The 16,450-nt window shown below is 71.6% G+C and carries 15 protein-coding genes and 1 pseudogene; 10 read left to right on the top strand and 6 right to left on the bottom strand.

The window, feature by feature from the left end; genetic code table 11:
- Positions 1 to 35: 35 nt before the first annotated feature.
- On the bottom strand, positions 36 to 449 hold the full coding sequence (locus ACWCXX_RS19585) for a roadblock/LC7 domain-containing protein (RefSeq protein ID WP_451128811.1): 414 nt from the start codon (positions 447 to 449) through the stop codon (positions 36 to 38).
- A gap of 540 nt (positions 450 to 989) precedes the next feature.
- Here ACWCXX_RS19585 and ACWCXX_RS19580 point away from each other — a divergent pair.
- Positions 990 to 1,355 (top strand): ArsR/SmtB family transcription factor, encoded by a 366-nt coding sequence (locus tag ACWCXX_RS19580; RefSeq protein WP_451128809.1) that lies wholly within the window; start codon positions 990 to 992, stop codon positions 1,353 to 1,355.
- A 107-nt stretch (positions 1,356 to 1,462) separates the two neighbouring features.
- Here the strand turns inward: ACWCXX_RS19580 and ACWCXX_RS19575 are convergent, their stop codons facing one another.
- Positions 1,463 to 2,959, bottom strand: coding sequence for an LCP family protein (locus ACWCXX_RS19575; protein ID WP_451128891.1), 1,497 nt, complete (start codon positions 2,957 to 2,959; stop codon positions 1,463 to 1,465).
- Between the two features lie 180 nt (positions 2,960 to 3,139).
- On the opposite strand from ACWCXX_RS19575, the gene tatA reads away from it, so the two are divergent.
- The 3 genes from tatA to ACWCXX_RS19560 all read left to right on the top strand — a co-directional run bounded on the left by tatA (position 3,140) and on the right by ACWCXX_RS19560 (position 4,803).
- Positions 3,140 to 3,340: a Sec-independent protein translocase subunit TatA gene (gene tatA / locus ACWCXX_RS19570; RefSeq protein ID WP_451128807.1), complete on the top strand. Its 201-nt coding sequence runs from the start codon at positions 3,140 to 3,142 to the stop codon at positions 3,338 to 3,340.
- A gap of 154 nt (positions 3,341 to 3,494) precedes the next feature.
- Entirely contained in the window at positions 3,495 to 4,070 is a 576-nt protein-coding gene (locus ACWCXX_RS19565) for a TerD family protein (RefSeq protein WP_451128805.1), read from the top strand.
- 133 nt (positions 4,071 to 4,203) lie between these two features.
- On the top strand, positions 4,204 to 4,803 hold the full coding sequence (locus ACWCXX_RS19560) for a class I SAM-dependent methyltransferase (RefSeq protein WP_451128803.1): 600 nt from the start codon (positions 4,204 to 4,206) through the stop codon (positions 4,801 to 4,803).
- Between the two features lie 30 nt (positions 4,804 to 4,833).
- Here the strand turns inward: ACWCXX_RS19560 and ACWCXX_RS19555 are convergent, their stop codons facing one another.
- Positions 4,834 to 5,736: an oxygenase MpaB family protein gene (locus ACWCXX_RS19555; RefSeq protein WP_451128801.1), complete on the bottom strand. Its 903-nt coding sequence runs from the start codon at positions 5,734 to 5,736 to the stop codon at positions 4,834 to 4,836.
- Between the two features lie 111 nt (positions 5,737 to 5,847).
- Between ACWCXX_RS19555 and ACWCXX_RS19550 the strand changes: the two genes are divergently transcribed.
- On the top strand, positions 5,848 to 6,156 hold the full coding sequence (locus ACWCXX_RS19550; RefSeq protein ID WP_451128799.1) for a hypothetical protein: 309 nt from the start codon (positions 5,848 to 5,850) through the stop codon (positions 6,154 to 6,156).
- A gap of 105 nt (positions 6,157 to 6,261) precedes the next feature.
- A complete protein-coding gene (locus ACWCXX_RS19545; protein WP_451128797.1) occupies positions 6,262 to 7,320 on the top strand; it encodes a hypothetical protein in 1,059 nt (352 codons plus the stop codon).
- A gap of 83 nt (positions 7,321 to 7,403) precedes the next feature.
- Here ACWCXX_RS19545 and ACWCXX_RS19540 read toward each other — a convergent pair whose 3' ends face one another.
- From ACWCXX_RS19540 to ACWCXX_RS19530, 3 genes are all read right to left on the bottom strand, one after another.
- Positions 7,404 to 7,946: an MOSC domain-containing protein gene (locus tag ACWCXX_RS19540; protein WP_451128795.1), complete on the bottom strand. Its 543-nt coding sequence runs from the start codon at positions 7,944 to 7,946 to the stop codon at positions 7,404 to 7,406.
- A gap of 16 nt (positions 7,947 to 7,962) precedes the next feature.
- On the bottom strand, positions 7,963 to 8,145 hold the full coding sequence (locus ACWCXX_RS19535; RefSeq protein ID WP_451128793.1) for a hypothetical protein: 183 nt from the start codon (positions 8,143 to 8,145) through the stop codon (positions 7,963 to 7,965).
- Positions 8,146 to 8,293: 148 nt separating this feature from the next.
- Complete coding sequence (locus ACWCXX_RS19530; protein WP_451128791.1) at positions 8,294 to 9,376, bottom strand: fatty acid desaturase family protein; 1,083 nt, start codon at positions 9,374 to 9,376, stop codon at positions 8,294 to 8,296.
- Between the two features lie 313 nt (positions 9,377 to 9,689).
- On the opposite strand from ACWCXX_RS19530, the gene ACWCXX_RS19525 reads away from it, so the two are divergent.
- From ACWCXX_RS19525 to ACWCXX_RS19510, 4 genes and pseudogenes are all read left to right on the top strand, one after another.
- Complete coding sequence (locus tag ACWCXX_RS19525; protein ID WP_451128789.1) at positions 9,690 to 12,581, top strand: DEAD/DEAH box helicase; 2,892 nt, start codon at positions 9,690 to 9,692, stop codon at positions 12,579 to 12,581.
- Positions 12,578 to 13,921 (top strand): SWIM zinc finger family protein, encoded by a 1,344-nt coding sequence (locus ACWCXX_RS19520; RefSeq protein ID WP_451128787.1) that lies wholly within the window; start codon positions 12,578 to 12,580, stop codon positions 13,919 to 13,921. Before ACWCXX_RS19525 ends, ACWCXX_RS19520 begins: the two co-directional genes overlap by 4 nt.
- Positions 13,922 to 14,088: 167 nt before the next feature.
- Positions 14,089 to 15,438, top strand: a complete 1,350-nt coding sequence (locus ACWCXX_RS19515) for an esterase-like activity of phytase family protein (protein WP_451128785.1) — start codon at positions 14,089 to 14,091, stop codon at positions 15,436 to 15,438.
- 407 nt (positions 15,439 to 15,845) lie between these two features.
- Positions 15,846 to 16,382 (top strand): annotated as a pseudogene (locus ACWCXX_RS19510) (amino acid permease); the annotation flags it as partial.
- Between the last annotated feature and the right edge of the window lie 68 nt (positions 16,383 to 16,450).

Raw genomic sequence — 16,450 nt, 5'->3', positions numbered from 1 at the left:
AGCCCGCCCGGCCTGTGGACAACCCAGCGGCCGGATCAGATCGTGTCGTCCCCCACGCCTCCGGTCTGCCTCGCGGCAACGCCGAGATGCTCCCCGACCCTGTTCACGAGCAGCGTCATCTCGTACGCGACCTGGCCGACATCGGCCTCCGCCTCGCTCAGCACGCACAGACAGCTGCCGTCCCCCGCCGCCGTCACGAACAGCATCGCCTCGTCGAACTCCACCATCGTCTGCCGGGGCTTTCCGGCCCGGAAGTGGCGCCCCGATCCGCGGGCGAGGCTCTGGAGCCCCGATGCGACCGCGGCAAGGTGTTCCGCGTCCTCACGCTCGAGGTCCGTGCTCGCCCCCGTCACCAGTCCGTCGTTCGACAGCACCAGCGCATGCCGTATGTACTCGACCCGCCTCGTGAGGTCGTCAAGGAGCCAGTCGAGTCCTCTGTCAAGCGCCATTTCCCCGTTCCTCCCCGCTCATGCGTTCCCCGTGCCCCGTGCGCGTAAGCCTTGCGCACCGGTCACGCGGGGGCAAGCACTCCTTCGCCATGTGGCTGGGTCCGGGCCCCCTTGGGAGAGTTCGTCCCACAAGGGCTGGAAGCGGTTCCGCCCCGGTGCGCCGAAGGGACGGAACGAGGGGCCGGATCGCCTGGTGAAGCGCCTGAAGCCCCTGGCCACAGCAGTCGCGGGCTCCCGGTCGGCCCGTCCGTGCGAGCGGCCGACTCCCCCGGCCCGCCGAGGAGTTTCTCCGTCCGTGGTGGCCGGATCTCGCCGAACAGTACCTCTCGGCATGCTCTTCTTCGCCTCGACACATCTCCGGCCTGTCGGCCGCGTCCGCCGTTCCCGGCCGTGAGCACACGAGGGTGTTTCGACCGCGGTGAAGGCGGTGCGGCGCAGGAGCCCTCGCGGGGGCGAGCGGCCCGCGTGCGGCGGATGTCCGGCACCTACACTGGACGCTTCGGGTGCGAGGAACCGGCCGCGCGGACAGGGAGAACAAGAGTGTCGACAGCTGCCGACGGCGGTTTCGAGGATCCGCCCGCGGATGTACTGCTGGAGGCCGCGGCAGCCTTCGGTCTGCTGGCGACGCCCGCGCGGCTGCACATCGTATGGGCCCTGTCCCAGGGCGAGAGCGATGTGACGGGCCTTGCCGACCGGGTGGGCGGCACGCTTCCTTCGGTGAGCCAGCATCTGACGAAACTGAAACTGGCGGGCCTGGTCCGCTCCCGGCGCGAAGGCCGCCGTCAGGTGTATCTCGTCGACGATCCCGATGTGGTGACCGTCGTCCGGCTGATGGTGGGCCAGCTCACCGAACGCGCCGGTCACCCGTCGGCACTGCCCGTGCGCCTCCGCGAACTGGGCGCCTGAGAACGGCATCGGCGGAAACACGGCGCACCTGCCGTCGCGCCCCCGCCGTCGCGCTTCCTCGCCGGTCACCCGCCACCCGGTGCCGTGTTCCCGCATCCGGCGGGAGGTCAGCCGTACGAGAGGTCCGCGCACGGGTCGTCGTCGGCCGACCGCGCCCCGTCGGCGACGGTGGACGGAACACCGGAGGACGCCGGTTTCTCCGGTGCGGCCGAGGGGTTGGCCGCGTAGGAACTGCCGAGGATCACCTGGATTCCGGGGATGTCGGATGCCGTCGCCCTGGCTCCGGCGAAGAGCCGCGCCGTGGTCTCCGCCTCGTCACGCAGCCCCGGCCCGTACTCGACGACGGTCGTGGCATGGTCCTGTCTGCCCGCCGTGGCCGTGGTGGTGACGGTGAAGTCCCGGGAGCGCAGGAGGTCGGCGGCGCGGGCCGCGAGCCCGGTGACCGTGGTGCCGTTGTAGACGGCGACGTCGATGCCCTTGCCGGAGACCGGGACCGTGGGCGAGGTCGATTCCTTGTCCGTCTTTTCGCCCTTGCCCGATCCCCTGCCGCTGGCGTCCTTGCCGTCGACCGTCCGGTCGGTCTTCAGCGCGGCCCAGAGCGCGTCGGCGTCCGGTTCGACGATCGCGACACGCGCGCCCTCGTAGCGCCAGGGAACCGTGACGAACTTGGTGTTGTGCAGGTCGACGTTCTTCATCGACATGGCGAATTCCAGGAGCTGGTCGGCCGAGCCGAGTCCCGGGTCGACGGTCATCGCGTCGGTGGCCGCCTTGGCCAGGGGCAGCAGGGTCGTGGGGTTCAGCCCCTGGGACCTGACCTTCTTGACGAGGGAGGCGACGAATGCCTGCTGGCGTTTGATACGCCCTATGTCCGAGCCGTCACCGATGCCGTGCCGGAGCCGGACATAGTCGAGCGCCCGCTGCCCGGAGACGGACTGCGGCCCCTTCGTGAAGATCAGGGCGCCCCGGGTGGGCAGCTTCGGGCTGAGGTCTCGCTGGTAGATGTCCTTGGGCAGACACACCGGCACTCCGCCGACGGCGGAGGTCAGTGCCGAGAATCCCTCGAAGTCGATGACCACGGTGTGGTCGACGCGCAGGCCGGTGAGCTGTTCGACCGTGTTCTGCGTACAGGCGGGGTTCCCCTCGGGCGTCTCCCCCACCGAGAACGCCCCGTTGAACATCACGCCGTGCTGCGGTGCGGTCCACTCGCCACCCGGCATCTTGCAGGCCGGGATGTCCACGAGGGCGTCACGCGGGATGGACACGGCGACCGCGTGCTTGCGGTCGCCGTACACATGGAGCAGGAAGGCGGTGTCGGAGCGCCCCACCGTCCCCGTGCCGCCGCCCAGTTTGCCGTTGTCACCCGAACGTGAGTCCGATCCGATGACCAGGACGTTCTGCCCGCTCGACGAACCGGGCGGCCGGTCGCCGGAGATCCCGTCCGCACTGAAGGTGGTGATGCTGCCGCCGAGTTTGAGGTAGCCCCACCCGACACCGGCGACGAGCAGCACGAGGAACGACAGCCCGAACATGGCTGTCCGCCGCAGGCGGCTGCCCCTTCCCCCGCGCGTTCCCGCTGTGCGACTTCCCGTCATCGGCCACCCCATCCGTCCGGCTTCCACGGGGTAGGACGTGTTCCGCCATCCCATGGTTGTACAGTTGCGCAATGTAGCAAGCGTTTATGTCCGGGCGGATCATCGCACCTGCCCACGGCCACCCTGAAGCACTGTCCGCGGACGCCGAACGGAAACACCGGCCAAAGCACCGAAAGGGAGGGTGACACGCACATGTTGCGCAATGGCCTCGAACCCTGGCACCTGTTGATCGTGGCGATCGTGACGATCGCACTGTTCGGCTCGAAGAAGCTGCCGGATACGGCCAGGGCCCTGGGCAAATCCATGCGGATCCTGAAGAGTGAGGCGAAGGCCATGAAGGAAACCGATACGCAGGAACCCCGTACCGACACACGTGTTCAGGGCACCGGCTGACCAACGTACGTCACCTCGCCCCGCCGTTCACTTCACGGCTTGCGCAATCAGGGAACCATGGCCGTCGCGCCGTCGTTCCCCCGGTGACGGCCGAAGGAAGCGCTGTTCACCACATCACCGAATCGCTGGACCAATTGATCGTTGGAGGATGTTCATGGGTGTGACCCTGGCCAAGGGCGGCAACGTCTCCTTGTCGAAGGAGGCACCCGGCCTGACCGCAGTGACGGTCGGCCTGGGCTGGGACGTGCGGACGACGACGGGCGCCGACCACGACCTGGACGCGAGCGCGCTGCTGTGCTCGAACACTGGCAAGGTCCTCTCCGACCTGCACTTCGTCTTCTACAACAACCTCACCAGCCCGGACGGTTCGGTCCAGCACACCGGTGACAACCTGACCGGTGAGGGCGAGGGCGACGACGAGTCCATCAATGTGGACCTGTCGGCGGTCCCGGCGGATGTGGCCAAGATCGTCTTTCCGGTCTCGATCCACGACGCGCAGAGCCGTGGGCAGAGCTTCGGCCAGGTGCGCAATGCGTTCATCCGCGTGGTGAACCGGGCGAACGGCATCGAGCTGGCCCGTTACGACCTCAGCGAGGACGCCTCGACCGAGACCGCCATGGTCTTCGGCGAGCTGTACCGGCACGGCACGGAGTGGAAGTTCCGGGCGGTCGGTCAGGGATACGCCTCGGGCCTGGCCGGCATCGCCTCCGACTACGGCGTCAACGTCTGATCCGGAAACGGCGAGGCCGACGGGTGCGGGCCCTCCCGCCCCGGTACCGGGGAGTCGGGAGGGCCGGTGTGCATGGTCCCCGGTTTCCTCGCACTTCCGGGGCATGCTCCGGCAACTGCGCGATCATGTCCTCATGGCCGACGACCACACACGCGCCCAGGAATTCTTCACGGCCCGCGCGGCGGACTGGGACTCCCGGTTCCCCGACGACGGGCCCGCCTTCGACGAGGCCGTCCGTTCCCTGGGGCTGGAGCCCGGGGGAACGGTGCTCGACGCCGGATGCGGTACGGGGCGGGCCCTTCCCGCCCTCCGCACGGTTGTCGGGTCTCGTGGCACCGTCGTGGGCGTGGACCTGACAGCGGCCATGCTGGAGTCGGCGGTGCGGGCGGGCCGCGACCGGGAGGGGGTGCTGGTCCTCGCCGATGTTGCACGCCTGCCTTTCGGGGCACAGGCCTTCGACGCGGTGCTGGCGGCCGGGCTGGTCTCCCATCTCTCGCGCCCCGGCCCGGATCTGGCGGAACTGGCCCGGGTGGTGCGGCCCGGCGGGCGGCTGGCGCTTTTCCACCCCATCGGGCGGGCCGCTCTCGCGGCCCGGCACGGCCGTCGGCTCACGGACGACGATCTGCGCGCGGAGCGCAACCTCCGCCCCTTGCTGGCGCGTGCGGGCTGGCGGCTCGATGCCTACGCCGACGAGGACGAGCGCTTTCTCGCCCTGGCCGTGCGACTGCCCTGACCGGCGTGCCCCGGCCCCGCCCCGCCGTACTCACTCCGCCGAGGCAGCGGGACGCCGGTCGTGCGGGACCGGACAGCCGCCGATTCCCGGACGGGGGAACGTGCCGAGCGCGGAGACCTCGTAGCCGTTCGGGTACCCCTTGATCTCCGGGTTCTGCCGGGCGTAGTGCGGTGTGGAGCGCGGCGGCAGGAGTCGCACCGCCCGCGCCCGCAGGCGCAGGGCTCCGTGGACGAGGCCACAGGTCGCGGGCCCCGGGCGGTCGTACCGGAATGCCCTCAGCAGCGAATCGTCGAGGAGCGCCAGGGCGGCTTTTCGTGCGGCGGGGGCGAAGGGGCGCGGATACCAGGAGGCCATCAGGTCGAGCGTGGCGTCGGAGACCCGGCGCCCTCCCTCGTCCCAGCCGAAGTGCTCGGCCTCATAGGTGTCGAGGGTGTGCTCGAAGTCCTGGTACGACTGCGGCAGGTCCTTGATGCCCATGTGGGCGCCCAGGGTCCGGTAGTAGGCGGCGCACGCCCGCAGTTCGTGGTCGGACAGCCGACGCCAGCCGTAGTTGTCGAGCCACCGTTTCGGGGTGACGACGAAGGTGCACAGGACGTACCGCATGTCGTCGTTGCTGATGTCGTAGCTGCGGTGCATCTGATTGATCCGGCGGAGAGCCGTACGTCCGGGGTCGCTGTCGAAGCCGTGCTCCACGACGGCGTCGAGGAGCAGCGCGGTGTCGTCGTAACGCTTCTGCGTACGGTCCGTCATCTCGGCGGTCTGCGCAAGAAGCCGGCCGATGCCGGGTACGGCATACGTGCGGTACAGAGCGAGTTCGAGAGCGCGGGCGACGTCCCAGGGGAATTCGTATGTCACGGTGATCCGATAGATCCGGAGGAAGTCCCGTTCCGGATCGAGACGCTGAATCTCCTTCAGCCGGTCGTACCGCTTCACTGCGCTGCCCCCTCGAAATCGGTCCGAAGGTCCAACTTAACGTCGGCGGGGAACACCACAAGTACGTTCCGGCAAGTCACGCGCTCACGGTTCCACCGGAAGGCGGTCCACATGATCGACATAATCGGCAACCTGCGGAAGGCCGTGTCCTCCGATCGCAGGGGAGCACGGTCCGCGCCGCCTCCCAAGGACGGCCGGCGCAAGCGGCACAATCTGTTCGAGGCGGCCGCCGCCTACGTCTCGGCGTCCGTGGAGGAGGACCAGACGCGGATCGACGAGGCGAGCGGCTGGGTCTCCCCCGAGGCACTCTCCTTCGGGGTCAACGAGCTGGCCTGCCGGGCCGTCATCGTGCTGGCCCGTGAGCGCGGCGAGTCGCCACGGGCGGTGACCCGCACGCTGCTCGGCCTTCCCGCCGACTGAGGAGTCCGTCCGCGGGCCGCCTCCTCACTTGTCAGGGCCTCGACGAGTGGGTTGCCGACTCGTTAAGGTGCGCCGACGGACAGGGATGACGGACCAGGAGGTGCCGTGGCCGGGACGAACGACGCAGTCGTCGATGACGACGCACTGTATGTGCTGACCGCGGCGCTGCTGACACCGGCACAGTTCCCGAGCGTTCTCGGCGACGACTACCCGGCCGTGTGTGCCGCGCTCGCCCTCGAACCGTACGTCGAGGGCTATGGCCTCGTCCTCGGCCAGGACGGCAGTGGGGCGCGGTGGACCGTCGTCGTCGAGGACGTGTCCCTGGTCGCCGTCGCCATCGCGGCCTGGGACTGCGGCATGGAGTACGACCTCTCCCCCGACGACCGGTCGGTGGTCTGCGCGCTGCCCGGCTGGCCCCTCCCGGTGGCGGTCTCCGCCCCGGGTGTGGCCGCCCCGCACGATCCGTTGCCGGATCCGGAGGCCGAGGGCACCGATCGCACGCCGCTGGCGCCGCCCGACACGGAGTCGTGGGGGCCCGCCCAGCGACGCATGGGCGCGGACGAGATAGCGCACCAGTGGGCCGCCTGGCGCGAACAGCTCGACGACGACCCGGCCTTCGGTACCCGGTCCGGAGCGGACGGCTCCGGGACCGGGAGCGAGGGCCGGGGCGGAAACGGCACCGGAGCGGGAGCAGGTTCCGCTTCCCGGCCCGCCACCGACGCCGGAACCGATGCCGATGCCGACGCCGATGCCGAACGGACGGGTGGGGCCGGAGCCGGGGTCGCTCCGAAGACCGGCTCCGAGCCCCGGGCCGGTGCCGGGCCCGAGCCCGGAGCCGATCCGGGCGGCCCGTCCGACGCCGCCGAGGGTCCGGCCGGTGGAACCCCTTCGGGGGCGCACCCCGGTGTACGGCGGGCGCTCGCGGAGGCTCGTGGCTACATCGACGCCCCACCGCCGCCCGGCCGTGTCCGGTCCGCCTTCGCCCCGGGCGATGCCCGAATGCTGCGGGCCGACGGTCCCGGCTGGTCCCTGGTCGCCCGGACCGACGACATCGCGTTCATCCTGCTGGACGAGGAACCGGGCGAGGTCCTGCCGGTCGGGCGCGGCACGGGACTGCCCCGCCTGCTGCAGGCCCTCGACGCGCTCGCGGTGCGTCCGGCCTGAACACGGCCGCGGACATCCGGCCCGAGCACGGCTTCGGGCGTCCGTCCGGGGAAAACGTCCCGGGCCGCCTCGTCCTTCGCCTCCTACACGCGCTCCAGCGGCCGGTGGGGTCCGGCGGGCAGTTCGACCTCGATCGGGTCGCCCGGCCGGACCACTCCGCCGGCCGTGACGACGCCCATGATCCCTGCCTTGCGCACGATCAGGCCCGATTCGTCGCGGCCCACGACGTGCTTGAGGAGCCCGTCGCGGAAGTTGTCGATCTGCAGGCAGGGGTTGCGCAGCCCGGTGATCTCGACGACCGCCTCGTCGCCGAGGCGCAGCAGGGCCCCGACGGGGAGGGCGAGGAGGTCGATCCCCCTGGTGGTGACGTTCTCCCCGAGATCGCCCGGGGAGACGTCGAATCCGGCTTCCCGCAGTTCGCCGAAGAGTTCCTCGTGGATGAGGTGGACCTGGCGCAGATTCGGCTGGGTGGGGTCCTGCGCGACCCGGGAGCGGTGCTTGACCGTGACCCCCGCGTGCACGTCTCCCTCCACGCCGAGTCCGGCGAGGAGTCTGACGCTCTCCCGGTTCGGTTTGGTGAACGAGTACGTCTCGTTCCTGCTCACCGTGGTCACTGTCCCGCTCACTGGGGAGTCCTTCCCGTCAGCGTCCTATTTCCTTGCGGGTGATCCTACGGAGCCTGCGTCGCTGTCCGGGGTCCAGCAGCAGATACGCGACGGCCGGAACGCCGATCAGGACCAGCAACGACAGCCAGAAACCGATGAACGGCATCAGGACCACCGCTACGACGACTCCCCCGATGACGATCTTCGCGCTGTTCGACATCGTCCATGCCTCCTTCGCGGCCCGGAGCCGCTCCTGCTGTGAGAACGCCCGTGCGGGCCGATCGGTTCCGGCCCTCCCGAGGGCCTTTCCGCCGGCTCGTGCCGGCCCCCCTCGGGACCGGCTCGTTCCGGGGGAAGGGCCCGAGGTCTCATCGCAGGGGTTCGCCCACCTCGTGCATGTGGCGCAGTGCTTGCCGGTAGGACTCGATCAGTCCGGTCTCCGTGTACGGCATGCCGAGCGCCTCGCAGTGGGCGCGCACCATGGGCTGTGCCAGGCGCAGGTGCGGGCGGGGCATGCTCGGGAAGAGGTGGTGTTCGATCTGATAGTTGAGCCCGCCGAGGAACCAGTCGGTGAGGAGGCCGCCGCGCACGTTGCGCGAGGTGAGGACCTGGCGTCGGAGGTGGCCCCAGCGTTCGCCGTCGGGGTCGGGCATCTCCATGCCTTTGTGGTTCGGCGCGAAGGCCAGGCCCAGGTGGAGCCCGAACAGCGCATGGTGCACGAGTGCGAAGACGACGGCCTTTCCCGGGGACATGACGGTGAGCAGCAGTGCCGCGTAGAGGCCGAGGTGGGCGATCAGGAGCAGTGCGGAGAGAGCCCGTTCCCGGGTGGGCTGCCGGCGCAGGTACTGGAAGCCGGAGATCTTCAGCGCGATGCCTTCGAGGAGCAGCATCGGGAAGAAGAGGCGGGCCTGGTTACGGGTGAGCCAGCGGGCGAAGCCCTCGCGCTGGGCCGCCTGCTTCTGGGTCCAGACAAGGGCGCCGACGCCGACGTCCGGGTCCTTTTCGATGTGGTTGGGGTTGGCGTGGTGGCGTACGTGCTTGTCGTTCCACCACGCCTCGTTCATGCCGAGCAGCAGGTTGGCGTGAAAGAGGCCGATGGCGCGGCCCGCCCTGCGGGCGCCGGTTATCTGGGCGTGCCCGGCGTCGTGTCCGACGAACGCGACACGCGACCAGAAGAGCGCCAGCGGCAGCGCGAGCGGCAGGGTCCACCAGGTGTCACCGAGGAGGAACATCCCGGTGACGACGGCGCCCAGTGCGATCAGGTCGGTGGCGATGCGCGCCGTGTACCAGCCGGGGCGCCGTTCCAGGAGGCCCTGTCCCTTCACCGCCCGCAGCAGGGGCGCGAAGTCGCTTCCCTGGGCCGGCGCGGCGGCCCCGCCGTCAGCGGCGCCTGCGGTACTTCCTCTACCGTCACGGGTGCCTTCCACGACGGCGGCTACGGCCTGGGGCATGGGATCTCCGGTCTCTGAAAAGCTGGGTTGACCTGTAGAAACGTAGGGTGGGCACGGTGCGGTGGCCATGGCGCCAGCACCCGGACCGTCCGGGGACAACCCCCGGCCCCGCAGGGGGGCCTGCCCCACCCCCAGGAGGTGGTTGCGCCCCCTGGACGGCGTGTGTCCGGGCGTCCTGTCCTCCCGGGGGCGAGCACCGGGCACCTTGCAAGTGATGTGGATCACGGTGATCCGCCCCCCGGGCCGGACCTCGGTGGAGTACCCTCGGCAACTCGACTGCCCACTAGTCAAATTTGAGGAATTCGGCATCACCGTGCACAGACTTCCTGCGGCAACACTTCCCGAGATCTCCGCTCTCTCCGTCTGCTCCGTGGTCTTCCTGCCGGGCGACCCCTCCCGCTCCGGCCGTCTCGCCTTCTGGTGTCCGGACGGCAGCACTCCGCCGGACGCCCCCGGTTCCGTCGAGGAGCTGGACGTCGTCGGCGCCGACGCCCGGGTGCACTCCGTACCCGCCCGGATGGTTCCGGTCCGCGACGCGCTGCCCGTGCTGACGCGGGCGCGGCTTTCGGTGCATGCCTCCGACGCGGCGGTGTTCTGGGGCGCGGCGACTCTCCTCGCTCTCCACATCGCGGCCCGGGGGCTGCTGTTGCCGGGGCTCAGCGCCACGGATCACGATGCCTGGCGACTCGGGCCGCTGACCGCCGACGACCAGTCACGGATCCGTACTCTCGCTGCCTCGATGCCTCCCTCGGCCCACGCGGTGCCGCTCGACGGGGCCGCCGTGCCCGTTCTGCTGCCCGAACCCGAAGGGCTGCTGCGGGCGTTCCTCGATGCCGTGGCGGACGGCCTGCCGCGCTCTGCGGGGGCGGTGCTCGCGGGCGGCGGCCCGGCGTTCACCGCCGACGAGCCGCAGCTTCTTCCCGACCGGCGCGCCTGGGTGAGCGATGTCGCGGCCGGACACGACGCGGGGGTCCGGTTGTCGCTCCGGGTCGAGGCGTCCGGACTGACTGCACCGGACGAGGACGACGAGGAGTCCGCCGGGCCCGCCTTCCGGGTCGTCCTCCAGGTCCACAGCGTCAGCGATCCGGCGCTGGTCGCCGATGCCGCCGAGGTCTGGTCGGGCGGGGCGGGCGCCGCGGCGCTCGGCCCCCGGGCCCGGATGGACACCCTGCTGGCGCTGCGCCGGGCCGTCCGCGCCTGGCCGCCCCTGGCCCCGCTGCTGTCCGCCGCCGTACCCGATTCCGTCGAGCCGGCGGACGACGAGCTCGCCGATCTCCTCGGCCCCGCCGGGCGGGCGCTCGCGGCGACCGGGGTCCAGGTGCACTGGCCCAGGCAGCTGGCCCACAAGCTCACCGCACGCGCGGTGATCGGTCCGGCCGGCGGCGGGGACGACGAGGAGCGCGAGGGGTTCACGCCCACCGGTTCCGACGCTCCGGCGCTCCTGTCGCCCGACGCGCTGCTGACGTTCGACTGGTGGTTCGCGCTGGGCGACCAGAAGCTCAGCCGCGCCGAACTGGACCGTCTGGCCGAGGCCAACAGGCCGGTGGTGCGGCTGCGGGACCAGTGGGTGCTGATCGATCCCGAGGAGGCGCGGCGCGCCCGCGAGACCCGGGACCGCAAGATCGCTCCGATCGACGCGCTCGGGGCCGTGCTGACCGGTTCCACCGAGGTCGACGGCCGCCGGGTGGAGGTCCGGGCCACCGGTTGGCTGGAGCGGTTGCGCCGCCTGGTGGCGGACCCGGAGGCGGCCGGGCGGCAGGACGGGGTGCAGACGGTCGGTCAGCCCGCCGCGCTCGCCGCGACGTTGCGCGACTACCAACTGCGCGGCCTGAACTGGCTGCACACCATGACCTCGCTCGGTCTCGGCGGCTGTCTCGCCGACGACATGGGGCTCGGCAAGACCATCACGCTGATCGCCCTGCATCTGCACCGCCAGGGCATCGAAGCGGCCACCGGGCCGACCCTCGTGATCTGTCCGACCTCTCTCATGGGGAACTGGCAGCGGGAGATCGAGAAGTTCGCGCCGGGCACGCCGGTGCGGCGCTTCCACGGCGGGGCGCGCAGCCTCGCCGGCCTGGAGGAGGACGGGTTCGTCCTCACCACGTACGGCACGATGCGGCTGGACGCGGCACGGCTCGCGGAGGTCCGGTGGGGCATGGTGGTCGCCGACGAGGCGCAGCACGTGAAGAACCCGTACTCGGCGACGGCCAAGCAGTTGCGGACGATCGGCGCGCGGGCCCGGGTGGCGCTCACCGGTACCCCGGTGGAGAACAACCTCTCCGAGCTGTGGGCGATCCTCGACTGGACCACGCCCGGTCTGCTGGGACGGCTGGGGACCTTCCGCACCCGCTACGCGCGCACCGCGGAGGGGGGCGACCCGGCGGCCGCGGAGCGGCTCGCCTCGCTGGTGCGGCCGTTCCTGCTGCGGCGGCGCAAGTCCGATCCGGGAATCGCTCCGGAACTGCCGCCGAAGACCGAGACGGACCGCACGGTCTCGCTGACGGCGGAACAGACGGGTCTGTACGAGGCGGTCGTGCGCGAGACGCTGGACGCGATCTCCGGTGCCGACGGTTTCGCCCGGCGCGGTCTCGTCGTCAAGCTGCTGACGGCCCTGAAGCAGATCTGCAACCACCCGGCGCAGTACCTGAAGGAGGAGGCCCCCCGGATCGCGGACCGTTCGGGAAAGGTGGAGCTGCTGGACGAGCTGCTCGACACGATCCTGGCGGAGGGGGCGAGCGTGCTGGTGTTCACCCAGTACGTGGGGATGGCCCGGCTGCTCGAACGGCATCTGGCGGAGCGCGGGGTGCGCACGCAGTTCCTGCACGGCGGCACCCCGGTCGCGGAGCGCGAGGCGATGGTGAACCGCTTCCAGGCGGGCGAGGCGCCGGTCTTCCTGCTGTCGCTGAAGGCGGCCGGCACCGGCCTCAACCTCACCCGGGCGGGCCATGTCGTGCACTTCGACCGCTGGTGGAACCCGGCGGTCGAGGCGCAGGCCACCGACCGTGCGTACCGGATCGGCCAGACCCAGCCGGTGCAGGTGCACCGACTGATCGCCGAGGGCACGATCGAGGACCGGATCGCCGACATGCTGGCCCGCAAACAGGGGTTGGCGGACGCGGTGCTCGGTTCCGGCGAGGCCGCACTGACCGAACTGACCGATGCGGAACTGGCCGATCTGGTGGAGCTGCGAGGGGGCGCGCGATGAACGACGGTTACGACGGCGACCGGTACGACGAGGGCACGTACCACGAGGACGACACGGGCGGTGCGCCGGGACAGGAACGCACCTTCGCCGCGCTGCCGCCCGCGCACGGCCGCGGTTTCGCCGGGTCCTGGTGGGGCCGGGCGTGGCTGAAGGCCCTGGAGGACACCGCGCTCGACGGCGAACAGCTCAAGAAGGGCCGCAGATTCGCCCGCGAGGGCCGGGTGGGCGCGGTCACCGTGCGGCCCGGCCGGATCACGGCGGTGGTCCGGGACCGGGACTCGTCCACGTACCGCAGCGACGTGCTGCTCCAGGAGCTCGACGAGGCGGACTGGGAACGGTTCCTCGGGATGGCCGTCGAGCGGTCCGGACACATCGCGGCGCTCCTGGACCGGGAGATGCCGCCGCACCTGGTGGAGGACGCGGCGGCGGCCGGGATCGAACTGCTGCCGGGGATCGGCGACCTGGACCCGGAGTGCACGTGCGAGGCATGGGACCACTGCCCGCACACCGCGGCCCTGTGCTACCAGGTGGCACGGCTGCTGGACCAGGACCCGTTCGTGCTGCTGCTCATGCGGGGGCGCGGTGAACGGCGGCTCTTGGACGAGCTCCAGGTCCGCATCGCGGCCCGCGCCGAGGGACACGGGGAGCCCGGCCCGGCCGGGGCCGACGGGGCCGGTGTCCGGGGCGTGCGGGCGGACGAGGCGTTCGCGGCGCGGGACATCCTGCCCCCGTTGCCCGCTCCCCCGCCCCTGCCGGCGGAGCCCGGTGCGGCGCCGTCGCTGGACACGGAGACCGAACCGCGGCCCGGCATCGACCCGGCGGCCCTGGAGATGCTGGCGACGGACGGTGCGGCGCGGGCCCACCGGATGCTGGCCGACGCGCTCCGCGCCGGGCACGGGGAACAGCAGCCGGCCGCAGGGCTGACGCCGGAGCAGGACGCCGTGCGACTGGCCGCGGAGGCCGGGCCGGAGCCCTGGATCATGGTGCGGCTGGCCACCGGGTCGGGGCGGCGGCGGGCCGAACTCGACGCGGCGGTGCGGGCCTGGCGCCACGGCGGGCCGGCCGGGCTCGCCGTGCTGGAGGAGGAGTGGACCCCCGATCCGGAGTCCCTGGCGCGGGCGCGGGCCCGGCTCGCCGGGGCGTGGGAGGAGGGCGAGCGGCCCCGGCTGCGGGCGGCGGGCAACCGCTGGACCGCGGTGGACGAGGGCGTTCAGCTCCGTTACGGGCGGGACGGGCGCTGGTGGCCGTACCGCAAGGAGGGCGGGCGCTGGATGCCTGCGGGTCCGGCGGACGACGATCCGGCGGCCGCGCTCGGCGGCTCGGCCTCCTCGGGCGGCTGACCCGCCCGCCCGGACGGCCGGTTCGGTGCCCGGCGGGGGGCGGGGCCGCGCTCCCGCTCCTGCCCGCCGCCACGCCCTGCCCTCCCGTTCAGCCGGACGTCACCGTGCGTTGGCGGGGAGGGCGGAGCCTGACGGCCGTCAAGCCGTTCCCCGTCACAGGAGGCCCCATGTCCGCGCGTGTTGTCCGTCGTTCCCTCGCCGTCGGGCTGCCGCTCGCCCTGCTCGGCACGGTGTGCGTCGCCGGGACCGCCACCGGGGCGCAGGACCGGGCCGGGCGTCCGGAGCACACGGCGCGGGTCACCAGGAGCGCGGTGCTCGGCGACATTCCGCTGGCCGGGTTCAGCAACGGGCTGCTGCCGGGGACGGTCGCCGACGACCGCGGGGTGAAGCTCGGTGGAATCGGCAGCGACATCTACCCCGCGGGCCGCAAGGGCGAGTTCTGGACGGTGACCGACCGCGGTCCCAACGGGCAGATCAAGATCGACGGGAAGAAGCGGCGCACCTTCCCCGTGCCCGGTTTCGATCCGGCGATCGTCAAGGTGCGCGTCAGCGGGAAGCACCTCCGGGTGGTGCGGGCCATTCCCCTCACCACCCGCTCCGGCAACGCGGTCACCGGCCTGTCGAACCAGGGCTCCCGCGACGAGGCCCCGTACACCTACGACGCGAGGACGCCCCTCGCGTACGACCCGAACGGCCTGGACACCGAAGGGATCGTCCGAGCGGCCGACGGCACCTTCTGGCTCGTGGACGAGTACGGGCCCTCCCTGGTGCACGTCTCCGCCCGGGGCCGGGTGCTGACCCGGTACGTCCCGCAGGGGCTCGGGCTGACGGGCGCCGACTACCCGGTGGTGGAGGCGCTGCCGGGCGTGCTGCTGCACCGCAAGGTCAACCGTGGTTTCGAGGGGCTGGCGCTGCTCCCGGGCGGCGACCTGGTGCTCGCGGTGCAGAGCCCGCTGTCGCTGCCCGACCAGGACGCGGGCGAGTCCTCGCGCAATGTGCGGCTGCTGCGCTTCTCGACGGGGAAGCGCGCGGTCACCGCCGAGTACGCCTACCGGTTCGACCCGGTGGACGTCGTGGACCCGGGCGAGGACGACACCTCGGAGCTGAAGATCTCCTCGGTCGTGGCGATCGGCCGTGACGAGCTGCTGGTGGAGGAGCGCACGGACAAGGCGGCCAGGCTGCACCGCGTGTCGCTCCCGCACGGCTCCGGCATCCTGGGCTCCGCCTGGGACGACCCGACGACGTCCCCGTCGTACGAGGAGCTCACCGACCCGTCGGCGTCGGGCGTACCGGTGCTCCGCAAGCGTCTGGTGGTCGACCTGGGCAAGGTCGCGGGCGTTCCCGGGAAGATCGAGGGCGTGGCCGTGACGGGCCGGGACACGCTCGCGCTCATCAACGACAACGACTTCGGGATGACCGACGGCGCCGAGGCGTTCGACGAGAACGGCCGACTGGTCGACAGCGGCATCAGGACGTCGGTGACGCTGCTGAAGCTGCCGCGTCCGCTGCGCGACTGACCGACAAATCCCTTGTTCGAGACCTAAGTTCGGATCTTGGGGTCTGGCAAGGCCGCTCTCTTCCGCAACCTCCCTACCTGCGGGGGAAGTCCGTCCGGCCCGGCCCTCGGTACGCACTCGCCCCGAGGGCCGGGCCGCGTTGCCGTTGCCGTTGCCGTTGCCGGGATGACATCGTCGTACATTCCGGTGTCCTCCCCTTCCGCGGAACCGATTTCGCTCCCCTGCCGTCTTCCCCCCGCCCGCGCCGCGCCCGTACGGTAGGGCGCGCAAGACGCTCGGCCGTACTTCGGACAACGCCTTCCGGTCATCGGACAGAGGGAGCCCACAAGGTGTCGGGGGATTCGGGCAGCGGGCTGTTGCGCGACGCCATCGGGCTGCGCGAGGTCCTCTTCCAGAGCATCACGGCGATGGCACCCGCCGCCGCCGTCGCCGCGTCGATTCCGGCCGGGGCGGCGTTCGCGGGCGGCAGTCTGCCGCTGTCCGTGGTGGTGGCCCTGGTGGCGTGCCTGTTCACCGCTTCCTGCGTCGCGGAACTGGCCCGCCACCTGCCGGCCGCCGGATCCGTCGCCACCTACTCCGCCCAGGGACTGCACCCGGCCGCCGGCTTCCTCGTCGGCTGGGGCTACGTCTTCGTCGAGGCCCTGGTGCCCGCGCTGCTGCTGCTCCAGCTCGGCTTCACGACGGCGGGCACCCTGCACCAGGAGTGGCCCTCCTACCCGGCGGCCCTGTGGTGGCCGTGGTCGCTGCTGGGTGCCGTGGTCATCGCGCTCGCCGGATACTTCGGCGTGCGGGCCTCCGCCCGGTTCGGCACCGCGCTCGGCGTCTTCGAGGTGCTCGTCTTCGTCGTCTTCGCCGTACTGCTGATCGGGCAGGCCGGTGCGGACAACACCCTTTCGGTGTTCGGCGCTTCGCACACGGCGGACGGCTTCGACGGCATCAGCGGAATCTTCGCCGGCTCGGTCTACACGGTGCTGGCCTTCGCCGGGTTCGAGGCCGCCGCCCCCCCCTCGCC

This window comes from Streptomyces sp. NPDC001732 (assembly GCF_053596315.1).
This window is presented reverse-complemented; position numbering and strand designations above follow the sequence as displayed.